This is a genomic window from Pseudomonas sp. P1_F1_2, from assembly GCF_056405815.1.
In genome coordinates, this window is record NZ_JBFUBK010000015.1 from 36,556 (window position 1) to 51,668 (window position 15,113).

The 15,113-nt window shown below is 56.8% G+C and carries 18 protein-coding genes and 1 pseudogene; 12 read left to right on the forward strand and 7 right to left on the reverse strand.

Annotated features, from left to right (window positions below):
* Positions 1 to 108: 108 nt before the first annotated feature.
* Both AC1D2P_RS06825 and AC1D2P_RS06830 read left to right on the forward strand, forming a co-directional pair.
* A complete protein-coding gene (locus tag AC1D2P_RS06825) occupies positions 109 to 1,002 on the forward strand; it encodes a sensor histidine kinase (protein WP_077431670.1) in 894 nt (297 codons plus the stop codon).
* On the forward strand, positions 999 to 1,658 hold the full coding sequence (locus AC1D2P_RS06830; RefSeq protein WP_477811357.1) for a response regulator transcription factor: 660 nt from the start codon (positions 999 to 1,001) through the stop codon (positions 1,656 to 1,658). Before AC1D2P_RS06825 ends, AC1D2P_RS06830 begins: the two co-directional genes overlap by 4 nt.
* Here AC1D2P_RS06830 and yegS read toward each other — a convergent pair.
* Positions 1,642 to 2,559: pseudogene (gene yegS / locus AC1D2P_RS06835) on the reverse strand (lipid kinase YegS). The gene AC1D2P_RS06830 and the pseudogene yegS overlap by 17 nt on opposite strands.
* A gap of 322 nt (positions 2,560 to 2,881) precedes the next feature.
* On the opposite strand from yegS, the gene AC1D2P_RS06840 reads away from it, so the two are divergent.
* Entirely contained in the window at positions 2,882 to 3,190 is a 309-nt protein-coding gene (locus AC1D2P_RS06840) for a hypothetical protein (protein ID WP_223522791.1), read from the forward strand.
* 64 nt (positions 3,191 to 3,254) lie between these two features.
* Here the strand turns inward: AC1D2P_RS06840 and AC1D2P_RS06845 are convergent, their stop codons facing one another.
* A complete protein-coding gene (locus tag AC1D2P_RS06845) occupies positions 3,255 to 4,481 on the reverse strand; it encodes a molybdopterin molybdotransferase MoeA (RefSeq protein ID WP_477758432.1) in 1,227 nt (408 codons plus the stop codon).
* Positions 4,465 to 5,004, reverse strand: coding sequence for a molybdenum cofactor biosynthesis protein B (gene moaB / locus AC1D2P_RS06850; protein ID WP_007895059.1), 540 nt, complete (start codon positions 5,002 to 5,004; stop codon positions 4,465 to 4,467). Before moaB ends, AC1D2P_RS06845 begins: the two co-directional genes overlap by 17 nt.
* An 80-nt stretch (positions 5,005 to 5,084) precedes the next feature.
* Here moaB and mobA point away from each other — a divergent pair, with 80 nt between their 5' ends.
* Both mobA and AC1D2P_RS06860 read left to right on the forward strand, forming a co-directional pair.
* Positions 5,085 to 5,693: a molybdenum cofactor guanylyltransferase MobA gene (mobA, locus tag AC1D2P_RS06855; RefSeq protein ID WP_077431666.1), complete on the forward strand. Its 609-nt coding sequence runs from the start codon at positions 5,085 to 5,087 to the stop codon at positions 5,691 to 5,693.
* 72 nt (positions 5,694 to 5,765) lie between these two features.
* Entirely contained in the window at positions 5,766 to 5,987 is a 222-nt protein-coding gene (locus tag AC1D2P_RS06860) for a YgdI/YgdR family lipoprotein (RefSeq protein WP_046032385.1), read from the forward strand.
* A 65-nt stretch (positions 5,988 to 6,052) separates the two neighbouring features.
* Here AC1D2P_RS06860 and AC1D2P_RS06865 read toward each other — a convergent pair whose 3' ends face one another.
* From AC1D2P_RS06865 to AC1D2P_RS06875, 3 genes are all read right to left on the reverse strand, one after another.
* Positions 6,053 to 6,943, reverse strand: a complete 891-nt coding sequence (locus tag AC1D2P_RS06865; protein WP_477758433.1) for a pseudouridine synthase — start codon at positions 6,941 to 6,943, stop codon at positions 6,053 to 6,055.
* 71 nt (positions 6,944 to 7,014) lie between these two features.
* The gene (locus AC1D2P_RS06870) at positions 7,015 to 7,332 is read right to left on the reverse strand and encodes a transcriptional regulator (RefSeq protein WP_223522785.1); all 318 of its coding nucleotides are present in this window, start codon (positions 7,330 to 7,332) and stop codon (positions 7,015 to 7,017) included.
* 170 nt (positions 7,333 to 7,502) lie between these two features.
* The gene (locus AC1D2P_RS06875) at positions 7,503 to 7,739 is read right to left on the reverse strand and encodes a glutaredoxin family protein (protein ID WP_007973483.1); all 237 of its coding nucleotides are present in this window, start codon (positions 7,737 to 7,739) and stop codon (positions 7,503 to 7,505) included.
* Positions 7,740 to 7,938: 199 nt separating this feature from the next.
* Between AC1D2P_RS06875 and AC1D2P_RS06880 the strand changes: the two genes are divergently transcribed.
* On the forward strand, positions 7,939 to 9,651 hold the full coding sequence (locus AC1D2P_RS06880) for a cation:proton antiporter (RefSeq protein WP_109787115.1): 1,713 nt from the start codon (positions 7,939 to 7,941) through the stop codon (positions 9,649 to 9,651).
* Between the two features lies 1 nt (position 9,652).
* Here AC1D2P_RS06880 and AC1D2P_RS06885 read toward each other — a convergent pair whose 3' ends face one another.
* Complete coding sequence (locus AC1D2P_RS06885) at positions 9,653 to 10,861, reverse strand: ammonium transporter (RefSeq protein ID WP_477758434.1); 1,209 nt, start codon at positions 10,859 to 10,861, stop codon at positions 9,653 to 9,655.
* Between the two features lie 308 nt (positions 10,862 to 11,169).
* Between AC1D2P_RS06885 and AC1D2P_RS06890 the strand changes: the two genes are divergently transcribed.
* The 6 genes from AC1D2P_RS06890 (at position 11,170) to AC1D2P_RS06915 (ending at position 15,112) form a co-directional block, all read left to right on the forward strand.
* Positions 11,170 to 11,484: an ElaB/YgaM/YqjD family protein gene (locus AC1D2P_RS06890; RefSeq protein WP_077431665.1), complete on the forward strand. Its 315-nt coding sequence runs from the start codon at positions 11,170 to 11,172 to the stop codon at positions 11,482 to 11,484.
* Between the two features lies 1 nt (position 11,485).
* Positions 11,486 to 11,875 carry a phage holin family protein gene (locus tag AC1D2P_RS06895; RefSeq protein WP_046032392.1) on the forward strand — a complete coding sequence of 130 codons (390 nt, stop codon included), beginning with the start codon at positions 11,486 to 11,488 and terminating at the stop codon, positions 11,873 to 11,875.
* Positions 11,872 to 12,213 (forward strand): hypothetical protein, encoded by a 342-nt coding sequence (locus AC1D2P_RS06900; RefSeq protein WP_046032393.1) that lies wholly within the window; start codon positions 11,872 to 11,874, stop codon positions 12,211 to 12,213. The genes AC1D2P_RS06895 and AC1D2P_RS06900 overlap by 4 nt, the downstream gene beginning before the upstream one ends.
* A gap of 157 nt (positions 12,214 to 12,370) precedes the next feature.
* The gene (locus tag AC1D2P_RS06905) at positions 12,371 to 13,702 is read left to right on the forward strand and encodes a deoxyguanosinetriphosphate triphosphohydrolase (protein WP_046032394.1); all 1,332 of its coding nucleotides are present in this window, start codon (positions 12,371 to 12,373) and stop codon (positions 13,700 to 13,702) included.
* A 151-nt stretch (positions 13,703 to 13,853) separates the two neighbouring features.
* Positions 13,854 to 14,258, forward strand: coding sequence for a response regulator (locus AC1D2P_RS06910; protein ID WP_109787118.1), 405 nt, complete (start codon positions 13,854 to 13,856; stop codon positions 14,256 to 14,258).
* Positions 14,259 to 14,485: 227 nt separating this feature from the next.
* Positions 14,486 to 15,112, forward strand: coding sequence for a response regulator transcription factor (locus AC1D2P_RS06915; protein WP_046032396.1), 627 nt, complete (start codon positions 14,486 to 14,488; stop codon positions 15,110 to 15,112).
* The last annotated feature ends 1 nt before the right edge of the window (position 15,113 follow it).

Consider the following 15,113-nt stretch of genomic DNA (forward strand, 5'->3'; position numbering starts at 1 on the left):
CACTGGACCGCGCCCTGTTCAAGACGACCACTACAGTTTTTCAGACAGAGACCCGTCAGCCACTATGGCCGGTCTGCCCGCAGCGAACATTCATTGGCTCCATCCGCTATGTACGCCAGCCTCAAGTCACTCACCCAATGGCCACCTTCCCAAAATAACGCGCGACGGTTCACGCTGTTGCTGTGCGTTTGCTCGACCCTTGGCACCCTGCTGGTCTTCGGTTTGTCCGCCCCCCTTCCATTGAGCTTGCTGCTGCTCAATATCGCGGCATTGACCAGCGTCTGGGTGCAGCATCGCCTCTCGAGCACATCAATAAAATTTCAGCCGCAAGAGCTGGCGGACCGCCTGTTGGAAGTACAGGAAAACGAACGCCATCGGCTGAGCAGAGAATTGCACGACGATATTGGCCAATTGCTGACCGCTGCAAAACTTCAAAGTGAATGGCTCAAGCGCCGGATGCCAGAAGACATGCAGGGCCAGTGTTCAGTGCTTTGCGACACACTGGAAGAAACCCTGACCAAGGTTCGTGACGTCTCGGCCATTCTCAATCCCAGGCAGTTGACGAGTCTCGGGCTGGAAGCCAGCCTTCGTGCGCACCTGCTCAAGACCCTGGCCAATACATCAATGCACTGGAGCCTGGAATGCCATCAACGCTTGACCGGCATACCAGAGGAAATGGCGGTGGCAGCGTTTCGAATTACCCAGGAAGCAGTGACCAATATCCAGCGTCACGCTGAAGCAAAAAATCTGCTGGTTCGCCTGCAACGTATGCCCCAAGGCCTGTCATTATTGATCAGCGACGACGGCCAGGGTTTCGCACCGGCGGCGGATCCTGGTCGAGAGGGCCAGCGTGGGATGGCCGGGATGCGGGAGCGGATCGATCAGTTGGGCGGAACGTTGGCCGTGACCAGCGAGCCGGGTAAAGGTACTCAAATCGAAGCACTCTTCCCCTGGGCGCCCCGCGCGCTCGAACGGGCCAGTACGAATAAGGTTATGCATTGACTTGTAACTTACTTCTGGTGGATGACCACTCGCTTATCAGGGCAGGCGTGCGCGCTCTGGTGCTGGATATTCCCGGCTATGCAGTTATTGGCGAGGCCAACGACGGCGCACAGTTGCTCGAAATGGTCGAGAAACTGTCCCCTGACATTGTTCTGCTGGATATTTCCATGAAGGAGACCAGCGGCCTTGAAGCCTTGCAGCGACTCAAACAAGTGCGCCCTCAAAGCAAAGTACTGATTCTGTCGAWGCACACTGATCCTGCACTGATCATGCAAGCCCTGGAGTCCGGCGCTCATGGCTATTTGCTCAAAGACACGACGGCCACCGAGCTGGAACACGCCCTGGATGCCTTGCGCAACAACGAACGCTACCTGAGCCCTGCCATCGCCCACACCGTTATCAACCAGGCGCTGATCCGCAACCAGAAGCAGCAACCGGAAGTACCCGACTCACACAACCTGACGGCACGGCAACTGGAAATCCTGCGACTGATTGTTCGCGGAAAATCCACCCGGGAAATCGCCAACGGCTTGGGCCTTAGTATCAAGACCGTTGAAACCCACCGCTCGCAGATCATGAAACGCCTGCAGATCTACGACGTGGCTGGCCTGGTCCTGTTCGCGGTACGCGAGCAAATCATCAGCCTGGACGATTAGCTACCGCGATGCTCGCAATAGCGGTGAATTCTCCGGCAAATGCACGCGCAATGCCGCTGGACGCGCAGAAAAACGCAAGCTGTCGCCTTCCAGAGGCTCGCCATCAAGGTTGATGTGCAGTCCTTCCGAAACCTTGATCTCAACCCAGGGCAATCGAGCGCGCACAAACATGTTGTCGATGCCAAAACCATCGGCCAGCAGGTTTTTCAAGGTCCCGATCACTTCCTGTGGCGCTGGCAAAATGCTGATATCCAGCAAACCATCGTCCGCCAGCGCTTCCGGGCATAGCACATGCCCACCCCCCGCTTGCCGACCATTGCCGATGCCGAGTGCCAACAGTTCGCCGCTCCAATGAAAACCTGGCCCCTGCAAATCGCCATAAGCGGCATGCAACTCACTGAAGCGTGAGAGACCGGTAAACAGGTAGGCTGCGCCGCCGAGAACTTTTTTCAACTCTTCCGATGTATTGGCCGTGACCTGACTGCCGAAACCGCCGGTGGCCATGTTCAGAAAGATTTGCCCCCCCCACCTCCCCCAAATCGATAGCGTGCGGCGCAACATCCAGAAGTTCCAGTGCCAGTGCTGGCACAAGCGGCACACCGGCGGCGCAAGCAAAATCGTTGGCGGTGCCCAACGGCATCAAGACCAGACTGGCCTGATTCGGGTGCATCGACATGGCCTCGGCGATATCGCGCAAAGTGCCATCGCCGCCACCGGCAATCAGTTGCTTATAGCCTGCGCTCAGCGCCTCTTCCACCAACCGCTGTGCGTCACCCGCCTCCCAGGTCAATCGGACGGCCAGATCCCAACCCTGCTCGCGCTTGCCTTCGACGGCCGCACGAACTGCCTCATTGAGTGCCTGCTTGCCATGCAGAATCAACAGCGCCTTGCGCTCACCCATTGTTGTCGCTCCTGATTGGGATTCATTCTGGAGATGTTGACCTCACAGAGCCCTGGAAAGGTCGCAACGTATTGAGTTTTTTCGACGCGCACAGGTTTGTGTTCCTACAGGGCGGGATATTTTCTTACGACATGTGAGGAATCGGCTCAATTGACCAACCTGGACGATTGGTACACTTTGGTGTCGGCGAATATCAGCCATCAACAGCAATCACACAGGGATGTGCAAGCAATGAGTAGACACCCTTCAAGGGCCTTAAAAAACACAATCAATTCGAGTTTCGGCGACCCGAAGGGCATTGATGCAAGGAGCGTTTTTCTCCATGCAAGCTCATGACATCACGTTACCGATGAGCCCGGTGATGCCGTTCTCGGAAAGCCGCGCCAATCATCAGACTGAACTCAACAAAAACGCAAAACCCGCTGGAGCAGTTGATATGGAACCTCGCGTCATTGAGCTGGAGACCCATCTGAAATACATCCGAAGAGACATGGATGAAGTGCGCAGTGACGTCAAATCCATCAAGCACAGGCTTGCCTACTCGGCTGGCGGCGCAGCAGTAGTTCTCGGGTTGTTGGGTTGGGTCGCCAATAGCCGCTTTGACCAGGTCGTGACACTTCTGGTCCGTTAAGCGTTGGACATGCACGCAAGTCCCGGCCGTTTCACCGGGCTTGCGGCAAGAGCGTGCTTTGAGGTCAGTTCAGGATTTCGCTCAGCGGAATGAACACGACATATTCACCCGAGATCAACGTCCGCCCTTCCAACACCTCAACCAAACCATCGGCCCAGGCAGCACTACGAAGTACGCCAGAGCTCTGATTCTTGTAAATGATTGCCCGGCCGTTCTCCAGGCGCCCACGCAAGTATTCTCGGCGATTGCCAGCTTTAGGCCAGTCGAACCCTGCGGGCACCTGAAACTTCAATGGCTCGACCTCTTTTACACCTTGGCGGCGCATCAGATAGGGTTTTGCCAACAAAGCAAAAGTGACCAGTGTCGACGCCGGATTGCCGGGCAACCCGATCACAGGTACACCCCGGAAATGCCCGAATGTCAGCGGCTTGCCAGGTTTGATGGCGAGTTTCCAAAGCGACAGTTCGCCCGCTTCGCGCAGCGCCATGCCCAGGAAATCCGCTTCACCTACAGACACCCCTCCCGTAGAGAGGATCAAATCGACATCGTTCAACTCGCCCAAACGGGCACGGGTGATCGCCAGATCATCAGGAAGAATGCCGGCATCGATGACTTCACAGCCCAGCCGCTGCAACCAACTGCACAGCAACACCCGATTGCTGTTGTAGATCTGTCCCGGGCCCAGGACCTGACCCGGTTCAACCAATTCATCTCCGGTGGAGAGAACCGCAACACGAACCTTGCGAACCACGTCCAGTTCAGCACAACCCAGCGATGCCGCCAGCCCCTGTTCGATAGCCCCAAGTCGCGTGCCGGCCGGCAAAATCAGTTCGCCGACCGTCGTTTCCTGACCTTGTGGCCGGATGTTTTGACCGGGGCTCATCGGTTCGATGAAACGGATCCGTTCATTTTCCAGAACCTCGGCATTTTCCTGCATTTCGACACAGTCGGCGCCTGCTGGCACGGGCGCACCGGTGAAGATTCGGGCACAAGTACCCGGCTTCAACGGTTCAGGCGCCTGACCGGCATATACCTTCTGGCTGACCACCAACGGTTCTCCCGTCCAGTCAGCAACTCGCAAGGCGTAACCGTCCATGGCACTGTTCGGCCAAGGCGGCAGATCGAGCGTCGAGACCAGGTCATCGGCGAGCACACGCCCCTGAACCTGTGCCAGCGGCAAACGTTCACGGTCGTGGATGGGCGAGGCGTCCGCCATTTCCAGCAGACGCGCCAGCGCCACCTCGACAGGCATCAGGCTACCGCTTTTACCTGGCTTACCCGCGGGATTCACAGGGTGCCGCCTGCTTCAAGTGGGCCACGAAATTGCAGGGACGATGACGAGAATCCAGCTGTTCGGCGAGAATGCCATCCCAGCCGGTGCGAACGGCATTGGTAGAACCTGGCAAGCAGCAGACCAGCGTCCCGTTGGCCAAACCGGCCAGAGCCCGTGACTGCACGGTCGAGGTGCCGATATCGGCAACGGAAATCTGCCGGAACAGTTCACCAAAACCATCCACTTGCTTATCCAACAGGCAACTCACCGCCTCTGGCGTGCTGTCGCGCCCCGTAAACCCGGTACCGCCAGTGATCAGCACCACCTGAACCACTTCATCGGCAATCCAATTGGCGACTTGCGCGCGAATTTTGTAGAGATCATCTTTAAGCAACACTCGAGCGGCCAGGTTGTGACCGGCTGCGCTCAAGCGGTCGACAAATACCTGGCCTGATGTATCGGTTTCCAGAGTTCGAGTATCGCTGACCGTCAGCACCGCGATGTTAAGCGGTGCGAACGGTACATCAGCCTTGGCTTTCATAGGCTCGTCCAGTTGTAGGAAAAACAGCTCGGTGTTATATCACAGCGCTTCAATTTTTCAGCGTCCCATGGAGACCTGCCATGACCTCGAATTCACCATTGCCACCCTGCTCCATTCTGCTCCTGGCAGGTGGTCGCGGCCAACGCATGGGCGGTCAGGACAAAGGTTTGCTGAAATGGCATGGCGAGCCGCTGATTGCGCACCTGCATCGAAAAACCCGTGGCCTGAGCGATGACTTGATCATCTCGTGCAACAGGAACCTGGACATGTACGCGCCGTATGCCGATCAGTTGGTCCATGACGACGAAGGTGATTTCCCTGGACCGTTGGCCGGGATTCGCGCGGGTCTCAAAGCTGCGCGCCACGCTCATCTGCTGGTGTTGCCGTGCGACGTACCTCGCATTAGCGCCGCCCTGCTCCAGAGCATGCGCGAAACTGCCAACCAGCATCCGGACAAACCGCTGATGCTGCGCCAGGGCGAACACTGGGAGCCGCTGCTGTGTATCATCCCGGTCGCGCTTTGCGCGGCGTTCGACTCCGCATGGAATGACGGTGAACGCAGTCCGGGGCGCATTATGCGCAAGCTGGGGGCCAGCGCTCTGCAATGCGCCGAAAACGACCCTCGCCTGGCCAACCTGAATACCCCGGAACTGTTAAGCGCGCATAGCCCCGAGTCAGAACGACTCTAGCCAAGGAACTTGCGTGCGCTGTATACGTCTCAAGCTCAGTAATCAAAAGAATTCATATTTGGAGACACTCTCATGACTCAACGGATCCTCGCCACTTTCATGCTCGCCGCGGGCATCGCGACCCTCGCCGGCTGCGCATCGCCATCAGTGATTACCCTGAATGACGGTCGCGAAATCCAGGCCGTCGACTCGCCACGGTACGATGAAGAATCAGGCTTCTACGAATTCGAACAGCTGGACGGCAAGCAAACCCGCATCAACAAGGATCAGGTTCGCACCGTTAAAGAGTTGTAATCTTTGCCGCTCCGACCGGATACAAAAAGCCCGCTTAATGCGGGCTTTTTCGTGGGCGATATTTTTCACCACTGCAACGTGATAGTGCTTTCAAAGACTCTTTCCTGGCCGGTGACCGGGTCCAGAAACCGCAAGCCCTGCGCGAGCAATTTCAGCGGATTGGCATAGTCATCTTCAATGTCCTTGAGCACCTGCGGATAAAACGGGTCGTTGCAGATACTCGCACCCAGCGCAGTCATGTGTACCCGCAATTGATGTTTCTTGCCCGTCACCGGGTAAAGCGCATATCGCCACAGGTCTCCGTTCTTTTCCCGAACCTCGACTGCTGTCTCGGTGTTGCAGATGCCTGGACCTTCCTGCATGCGAAAAAACGGTTCGCCATCGATGAGACGACTTTTATGAACCAATGGGAAAGACAGCTCAGGCAAGGCACGGGCGATTGCTTCGTAGCGTTTCTCGATTTGTCGTGTCGGAAATAACGACTGATACGCTGAACGGCTCTGAGGGTTGGCCGAAAACAGCACCAGCCCCGCCGTATGCCGGTCAATGCGATGCAACGGCACCAGATGAGGGTTATCCAGTCGACGAATCAGCCTGCGCAGCAGCGTCTGCTCCACGTATTCGCCAGCCGGCGTCACTGGCAGAAAGTGCGGCTTGTCTGCGACGACCAAGTGCTCGTCGGCATAGAGAATCGTCTCGACTACCGGGATCGGCTTCTCGTCCGGCACCTCACGAAAATAATGAATCCGCAGGCCTTCCTTGTAGGGTAGATCAAGCGTGATCGGCATTCCGTGCCCGTCCAGCACCCGACCACGCGCCACTCTGTCCAGCCATTGGTCACGGCCGATAGCGCTGAAGTGTTCGCACAGGCAATCGATGACGGTCTGCCACGAACCAGGCGGCAGATAGAGTGTGCTGGCCTGGTTGTGTGCCGCAGAAAAAGTTGAAGTGGACATACGAACGTTCTGACCCTCGATACAGGCCGGCATTATCCAACAGCGGCCGAGTCGAACCTAGCAGAGAATCCTCATGCCGGAATTTGTGCGCGCGCCGCCGCGTCGGTGAACTCCTTGAGCCAGCGCAATACATCGACGGCTTCCCAGCGAGCAGGATCGTAAAGCGCATACAACAACCCCTGATAGCCCACGACATCCAGCTGCCGGTGGTAACCCGCACGCTGGAACAACGCCTCGATTTCGGCAAAACAGGTATTGAAATGCACTTTATTGAAGGGCGTTTTGCCTTCCGTCACCAGACCGTCCAGACGCAATTCGAGGACGGCCTCGCGCACAACATCGACCGACATCCGGTTCACGCTGTTTTTCAGTTGTTCGACATTGACCACGATTTATCCCTCTCATACCCCGAACCACCTGCCCATCCCCGAAAACCCGGGACGGAATGGCAGCATTACGAATAGCTGTATGCGCATACAGTATCCGAAGAGTATCGATTAAGCCAAGGGGATCAATCGCAAAGTTCGACGGGCGGGACCGCCGACCACACAAAAAACGCTTAACGCAAGAACGCCACTACCTCATCGGCACTGAATGGCCACCCCAATTCAGCGCCGGTATCGACTCGTCGCAACACCGGAATGCGCAGGCTGTAGGCGGCGAACCAGGTTTCGTCGTCTGCAATATCGACCAGCTCGACCAACAGGCCACGTTCGACAAACTCCATCAGCATGGCTTCGGCGACTTCACAGAGGTGGCACCCAAGAGTGCCGAACAGCTGACATTCAGGAAGCATGAGCGCTCAACCGAAAAAATTAAGTGTCTATTCTAGGCCTGCCCTGAAAAACCGTCGAGCCGTTGATTCCTCTGCTCTGGAACATGAACCGTAATGACGACGGTTTGACGCATATCACTCGTGATCGGTGCCATTTAAGCGATGCTGGTTTTTTTTGCTTCTACGCTTGAGTAGCCAGCGTCTATCAGCGGAGTTATTCGTGTTTGCCAATCTCTTGATAATCCTCGTTTCCTCTCTGGTGGTCATCGCGCTGTTCCAGCGCCTGCGATTGCCACCGGTTCTGGGCTATCTGTGCGTTGGGTTGATGATTGGTCCGACCGCCTTCGACTGGGTGAATGAAAGCGAAGGGCTGCCATACCTTGCCGAGCTCGGTGTGGTGTTCCTGCTGTTCTCGCTCGGTCTCGAGTTTTCCTTGACGAAAATGATCGCATTACGCCGTGTGGTGTTTGGTCTTGGCAGTTTGCAAGTGCTGGTCAGCGGACTCTTGCTGGGTGTTTTGTTGATAATGTTCGGGATGCCGACCACACCTGCTTTATTACTGGGCGCGGGACTGTCGCTGTCGTCCACCGCCATTGTCAGCAAGGAGTTGAGCAGCCTCGGCGAAATTTTCAGCAGTCATGGCCAGAATGCCATCGCGGTACTGCTGTTCCAGGACGTTGTGGCCGTCTTGCTGCTGACCCTGGTGCCCGTGTTCGCCGGCAGCAGCGATCAAGCCTGGTACTGGGCGCTGCCCCTGACACTGGTAAAAACCGTGGTGTTGTTTGGTGGTCTGATGCTGGTCAGTCGCTGGCTGCTGCCACGGTTGTTCCACGAAGTCGCTGCTGCCCGTTCTCCCGAACTGTTCGTACTGCTGGCGCTGGTCATTGTTCTGCTGACCGCCTGGCTGACTCACTTGCTGGGCCTTTCCCCGGCCTTGGGCGCGTTTCTCGCTGGCATGCTGTTAGGTGAAAGTCATTACCGACACCAGGTCGAGGCGGATATCCGTCCGTTTCGCGACATTCTGCTCGGGGTGTTCTTCGTCAGCATTGGCATGCTCATCGACTTGAATTTGTTTGCCAGTCACGCCCCGCTGATCCTCGCTATGACACTGGGGTTACTGCTGATCAAGGGCATCGTGATGGCGCTGTTGGTCAAATGGCGTGGCAGCGATGGCGAAACCGCCTGGCGCAGCGGCATGGCGCTGGCCCAGGGGGGGGAGTTCTGCTTTGCACTGATGGCGCAAATGCAACAAAACGATCTGATTCCCGCACAACTTAGCGGCCTGCTGCTGGCCGCCACCTTCTGTTCGATGCTGGTCACGCCATTGATGCTACGTGCGGCCCCGACTATTGCCAAGCGCCTGCACCGCAAGTCCAACAGGGAAGCAAAACTTGAAGAAATCAGCGCCTTGAACGCAGAGCTGGACAAGCATGTCGTCATTTGTGGTTACGGTCGCGTTGGTCAGTCCATCGGTCGCTGCCTGCGCCAACAGCAACAACCTTACATTGCGCTGGACCACGATTCGGTACGGATCGAAGAAGCGGCCGTCAGTGAAAGCTGCGTACATTACGGAGACTCCCGACGCGGCGAACTGCTGGAGGCCGTCGGGTTGGCGCGCGCCAAACTGCTGGTGATCGCCGTGGACCAGGCTGAAATCGCGCTGGAGATCCTCAAGGAGGCACGCCGGCTCAATTCAAGTGTGCCGATTCTGGTCCGCACCCGGGACGACAGTCAGCTGGCCGAATTGAAAGAGGCCGGCGCCAACGAAGTCGTGCCCGAATTGCTGGAGTCCAGCCTGATGCTCGCCTCCCATGCGCTGATCATGCTGGGACTACCTGCCCATCAGGTACAGGAACGAGTCGATCAGATACGGCACGATCGCTACCGGATGCTCCACGGTTTCTATCCCGGGGCTGTAGATGAAGAGAACTGATTCAGTCCTGACTGACGGCGCCAATCTTGTGCACCGACAAATCCGCGCCGTAATACTCTTCTTCCTGGCTCAAGCGCAGCCCGTGAAACGCCTTGATCGTCCCATACACGGAAAAGCCACCGGCCAGCGCCACGACCACACCCAAAGAGGTTCCGATCAACTGGCTGATCAGGCTCACCCCACCCAAACCGCCCAGCGCGGTCTGACCAAAAATGCCGCACGCGATGCCACCCCACGCACCACACAGACCGTGCAACGGCCACACACCCAGCACATCGTCGATGTGCCATTTGCCCTGCGCCGCGGTAAAACACCAGACAAACAGCGCGCCAGCGATGCCCCCCGTCACCAGCGCACCCACCGGGTGCATCAGGTCGGAGCCAGCGCAAATGGCCACCAGACCGGCCAATGGGCCGTTATGCAGGAAGCCAGGGTCATTGCGTCCGACAATCAGCGCCGCCATGGTTCCGCCGACCATGGCCATCAACGAATTCACCGCCACCAGTCCGCTCACGCCTTGCAGCGTCTGAGCGCTCATGACGTTGAAGCCAAACCAGCCGACAATCAGGATCCACGAACCCAACGCAAGAAATGGAATGCTCGACGGCGCAAACGCCACCAGACGACCGTCGCGATAGCGCCCCTGTCTTGGCCCGAGCAACAACACCGCCGCGAGCGCCAGCCAGCCGCCCATGGCGTGAACCACTACCGAACCTGCAAAATCATGGAAGCTGGCCCCCACATGGACCAGCAACCAGGCTTGCAAACCAAAATTGCCATTCCAGATCATGCCTTCAAAGAAGGGGTAGATGAACGCCACGATCAGCGCTGTCGCACACAACTGCGGGACAAACCTGGCGCGCTCGGCAATGCCACCGGAAATGATCGCCGGAATGGCCGCGGCGAAGGTCAGCAAAAAGAAGAATTTCACCAGTGCGTAACCATGGTCGGCGTTGATCACCGCTGCCGGTTGCAGGAAGGTAACGCCATAGGAAATCCAATAGCCTATAAAGAAGTAGGCCAGGGTCGAAATGGCGAAGTCGCTGAGAATCTTCGACAAGGCGTTGACCTGGTTCTTTTGCCGAACCGTGCCAACCTCAAGAAAGGCGAAACCGGCGTGCATGGCCAACACCATGACTGCGCCGATAAGGATGAACAATGTATTGGAGCTGTGGACCAGACTGTCCACCGCGCTTTGCAGATTTTCCATGGAGTTTGGCAGACCTTAAGGCTGAAAAAAGCACCAAAGCAGTTCGCGCAGGCAAACGATGCACCAGTTTGCGGCTCGCCTGGATCGAATCACTGATCCCTGCGAACCGTTTTGGCGCATAGAAGCGTCACCCTCGCGCGAGTTTTGATTGTTTGCGTCAGGGCTTTACTGAAATCATGCCCGGCAACGGCGCATCAGCACCGGCAAACGCACCACGACACAGCAAAAGTTGTACCAGTCATTTGTAATGAACCTTCGCGCAAGGCTCATACTCGAACCCATCAGAAGCCACAGACGGAGATCCACCCATGGCCAGCATCAAGGCAAAGACTGCTCAAGAAATCCTGATGAACGATTTTCAGACTCTGGTCAGCGACACCGAACGGTTGCTGGAACACACCGCCACCCTGGCCGGTGATCAGGCTGATGAGCTGCGTAACCAGATCCACGACAGCCTGTTGCGTGCCCGGGAAACCTTGAAGTTGACCGAAGATTCATTGAAAGAGCGCGGCCAGGCAGCGGTCACCGCGACCGAGGATTATGTTCAGGCCAACCCATGGCAATCGGTCGGGATCGCCGCCGGGGTGGGCTTCCTGATTGGCCTGCTGGCTTCTCGGCGCTGATATGTCTATCGGCGAATCCAGCTCGTCTGCGACGGGCACAAGCGCTACATCGCGACGCCTGGGCGCCGCTTTTCTTGGACTGTTGCACAGCCATGTCGAACTGTTCGGCATCGAGTTGCAGGAACAAAAAGCGCGCACCGTAAGCCTGCTGCTGTTTGCGGGCCTGGCGCTGGTCTTTGCATTACTGCTGCTGGTGGGGTTGTCGACACTGGTGTTGATCGTGTTCTGGGACACTTATCGCCTGGCCGCCATCATCGGGCTCTGCGTGTTCTATACCTTGGCCGCCATATTCTGCGGGCTGCGTTTGAAAGCAGCGGTCTTCGATGAGTCCTCGCCTTTCCATGGCACCCTGCAAGAATTGGCCAACGATCGGGAGCGTCTGCTGCCATGAGCCTGCCTGAACTGCCTCATAACAGCTCGCGCGCGGAAATGCGCAAGGCGTTGATTCGCCTGCGCATGGAAATGCACCGTCAGGAAATTCGCCATGAATCCAGGGAACTGCTGCTGCCCTTGCAGCGGATGCGCGGTATGACGCAAAACCTGCAGGAGAATTTTGGCATCAAGCATGCTCCGCTCTGGGGCGTGGCGGCTGTCACTTTGCTGGGCTTCCTGACCGGCAAAGGCGCCAGACGCGGTGGCGTCAGCAGCCTGACTCGCCTGGTACGGCTGGGCACCAGCCTGGCGCCCTTGATCAAACTGGTCCTGCAAAGCAATTCACGTAAAGACTGAATGGCATGCTTGCAACACCCGCGGGACGAACCTCTTTATCGAGAGGTTCGATCCTGCGTGTCCATCGACATCGACGCCGCCGGGCGCCAGTTCCACTTGCAGGCACCGGCGCGAACCCGGAAGCTAAGGGCTCAGTCACCTGACGGAGAGACCCGCCTTGGATTGGCAAACCCTGCTTACCCGCGAACGCCTCGGAAAACCTCTGCACAGCCCGGAAGAACTCGGCCGCAGCCCTTTCCATAAAGACCATGACCGCATTATTTTCTCAGGCGCTTTTCGCAGGCTTGGACGCAAGACCCAAGTCCATCCGGTCACCAGCAACGATCATATCCATACGCGCCTGACCCACTCACTGGAAGTCAGCTGCGTCGGCCGCTCACTGGGCATGCGTGTGGGCGAAACCATTCGCGACGCCCTGCCCGACTGGTGCGACCCGAGCGATCTGGGAATGGTGGTGCAATCGGCCTGCCTGGCCCATGACATTGGCAACCCACCCTTCGGCCACTCCGGCGAAGACGCCATCCGACACTGGTTCCAGCAGGCCGCAGGCCGTGGTTGGCTGGATGCCATGAGCGAAGTCGAACGCAACGATTTCCTCAATTTCGAAGGCAACGCCCAAGGCTTCCGGGTGCTCACTCAGCTTGAGTACCATCAGTTCGACGGTGGCACGCGGCTGACGTATGCCACGCTGGGTACGTACCTGAAGTATCCCTGGACGGCGAAGCACGCGGACTCACTGGGTTACAAAAAGCACAAGTTCGGCTGTTATCAGAGCGAACTGCCGTTGCTGGAGCAGATCGCTCACAAACTCGGCCTGCCACAACTGGAAGAGCAGCGCTGGGCGCGCCATCCATTGGTGTACCTGATGGAAGCCGCCGATGACATCTGCTACGCGCTGATCGACCTGGAAGACGGTCTGGAAATGGAGTTGCTGGAATACGCCGAAGTCGAGTCTTTGCTACTCAACCTTGTGGGCGACGACCTTCCGGAAACCTATCGCCAACTCGGTCCACTGGATTCGCGGCGTCGCAAACTGGCCATCCTGCGGGGCAAAGCCATCGAACACTTGACCAATGCTGCGGCGCGCGCCTTCGTCGAACAACAGGACGCCCTGTTGGCCGGCACACTGCCCGGTGATCTGGTGGAGCACATGCATGGCCCGGCCAAGCGTTGCGTCTTGAATGCCAAAGACATGGCCAGAAAAAAGATTTTCCAGGACAAACGCAAGACGCTGCATGAAATCGGCGCCTACACCACGCTGGAAATTCTTCTGAACGCGTTTTGCGGAGCGGCGCTGGAACAACACAACGGTCGAACGCCCTCGTTCAAAAGTCGTCGCATCCTTGATCTATTGGGGAACAATGCACCCGATCCTCGCGGGCCTTTGCATACGTCTTTCTTGCGCATGATCGACTTCATCGCCGGTATGACCGACAGCTACGCCAGTGAAATGGCCCTGGAAATGACCGGTCGTTCAAGCCGCGGGTGAATCCCCCTCGACCAGCTGTTCAGATTGCCTGAAGAGCTGGTTGATGTTCACTCGCAAACAGAATCGCCCTACATCGTGCGCAGCGCTGGCTGATCGACTGCCTGCCCTGCTGGCGCAATAATCACCGTCCACTCTGCTCGACACATGAAGCATGAAAAATGTCAGGTTCAAACACGATTGGCGCATCTTGCTGGTGGAAGATCATCCCTTTCAGCTCAAAGCGACCCAATGCCTGCTAGAGAGTTATGGCTTCACCCAACTCACCGCCTCGGACAGTGCCGCGAGCGCTTTACGCCGGATGCTCGAGTCTTCACAGCCCTTCGACATTCTTCTGTGTGATCAATGCCTGCCGGATCTCCCGGGCCTTGATTTGATCGAGTTCGCCAGCCACCAGGGAATGATCAAGCAAGCGATACTTCTAAGCAGTCTGACACCCCGAGAACTGGACGAGCTCAAAAAAACAGCCGACGAACATGATCTCCCCTTACTGGGTTACTTGATAAAACCATTGCAACAATCAGATTTTAGAAATCTGTTGACCCTGGCCTCACTATAAGTCCTTTAATCCAACACACTTAATACACTAACTATAGATTTAGAGTCCGGCTCACACATATAACATATCCATTGATCCTCATTAAAAACCTAGTTGAGGTGTAGTCCATATCCTCTTTGATTGTAGGATTTGTCCTATATCACTGCTATCGGCTTGTCAGTTCATGCGCCCCCTCAACTATCTGAGCTAAGGTGCGCGCTTTATTTGAGCTCGCATGGGATCTGATTATGAACTCCGTATTTATTGTCGACGATCACCCCGTTATCCGTCTTGCCGTCCGAATGTTGCTCGAACATGAGGGGTATAAAGTCGTCGGCGAAACTGATAATGGGGTCGACGCCATGCAGATGGTTCGCGAATGCATGCCGGACCTGGTGATTCTCGACATCAGCATTCCCAAACTGGATGGACTGGAAGTCCTCTCGCGTTTCAACGCCATGTGCACCCCGTTAAAAACGCTGGTGTTAACCGCTCAGTGCCCGACACTGTTCGGTATTCGCTGCATGCAATCCGGTGCCTCGGGGTATGTATGCAAACAGGAAGACCTCAGTGAACTGGTGAGTGCAATCAAAGCGGTGCTCTCGGGCTACAACTACTTTCCCAGCCAGGCATTGAACCCTGTCCGTAGCGATGACTCGCGATACGCCGATCTGGAACTCTTCAAGTCGGTCAACGACCGGGAGTTGATGGTATTGCAACTGTTTGCACAAGGTCGCACCAATAAGGAAATTGCCAAGGGCATGTTCCTGAGCAACAAGACGGTCAGCACCTATAAAAAGCGCCTGATGCAAAAACTCAAAGCCAAATCACTGGTTGAACTCATCGATATGGCAAAACGTAACGCCTTAGTGTGAG

Bases quoted from the DNA above. Each gene is read 5' to 3' on its own strand.
- AC1D2P_RS06825 (WP_077431670.1), top strand. From the start codon at position 109: ATGTACGCCAGCCTCAAGTCACTCACCCAATGGCCACCTTCCCAAAAT.
- AC1D2P_RS06840 (WP_223522791.1), top strand. From the start codon at position 2,882: ATGCAAGCTCATGACATCACGTTACCGATGAGCCCGGTGATGCCGTTC.
- moaB (WP_007895059.1), bottom strand. From the start codon at position 5,004: ATGAAAGCCAAGGCTGATGTACCGTTCGCACCGCTTAACATCGCGGTG.
- mobA (WP_077431666.1), top strand. From the start codon at position 5,085: ATGACCTCGAATTCACCATTGCCACCCTGCTCCATTCTGCTCCTGGCA.
- AC1D2P_RS06860 (WP_046032385.1), top strand. From the start codon at position 5,766: ATGACTCAACGGATCCTCGCCACTTTCATGCTCGCCGCGGGCATCGCG.
- AC1D2P_RS06865 (WP_477758433.1), bottom strand. From the start codon at position 6,943: ATGTCCACTTCAACTTTTTCTGCGGCACACAACCAGGCCAGCACACTC.
- AC1D2P_RS06875 (WP_007973483.1), bottom strand. From the start codon at position 7,739: ATGCTTCCTGAATGTCAGCTGTTCGGCACTCTTGGGTGCCACCTCTGT.
- AC1D2P_RS06885 (WP_477758434.1), bottom strand. From the start codon at position 10,861: ATGGAAAATCTGCAAAGCGCGGTGGACAGTCTGGTCCACAGCTCCAAT.
- AC1D2P_RS06890 (WP_077431665.1), top strand. From the start codon at position 11,170: ATGGCCAGCATCAAGGCAAAGACTGCTCAAGAAATCCTGATGAACGAT.
- AC1D2P_RS06895 (WP_046032392.1), top strand. From the start codon at position 11,486: ATGTCTATCGGCGAATCCAGCTCGTCTGCGACGGGCACAAGCGCTACA.
- AC1D2P_RS06900 (WP_046032393.1), top strand. From the start codon at position 11,872: ATGAGCCTGCCTGAACTGCCTCATAACAGCTCGCGCGCGGAAATGCGC.
- AC1D2P_RS06910 (WP_109787118.1), top strand. From the start codon at position 13,854: ATGAAAAATGTCAGGTTCAAACACGATTGGCGCATCTTGCTGGTGGAA.
- AC1D2P_RS06915 (WP_046032396.1), top strand. From the start codon at position 14,486: ATGAACTCCGTATTTATTGTCGACGATCACCCCGTTATCCGTCTTGCC.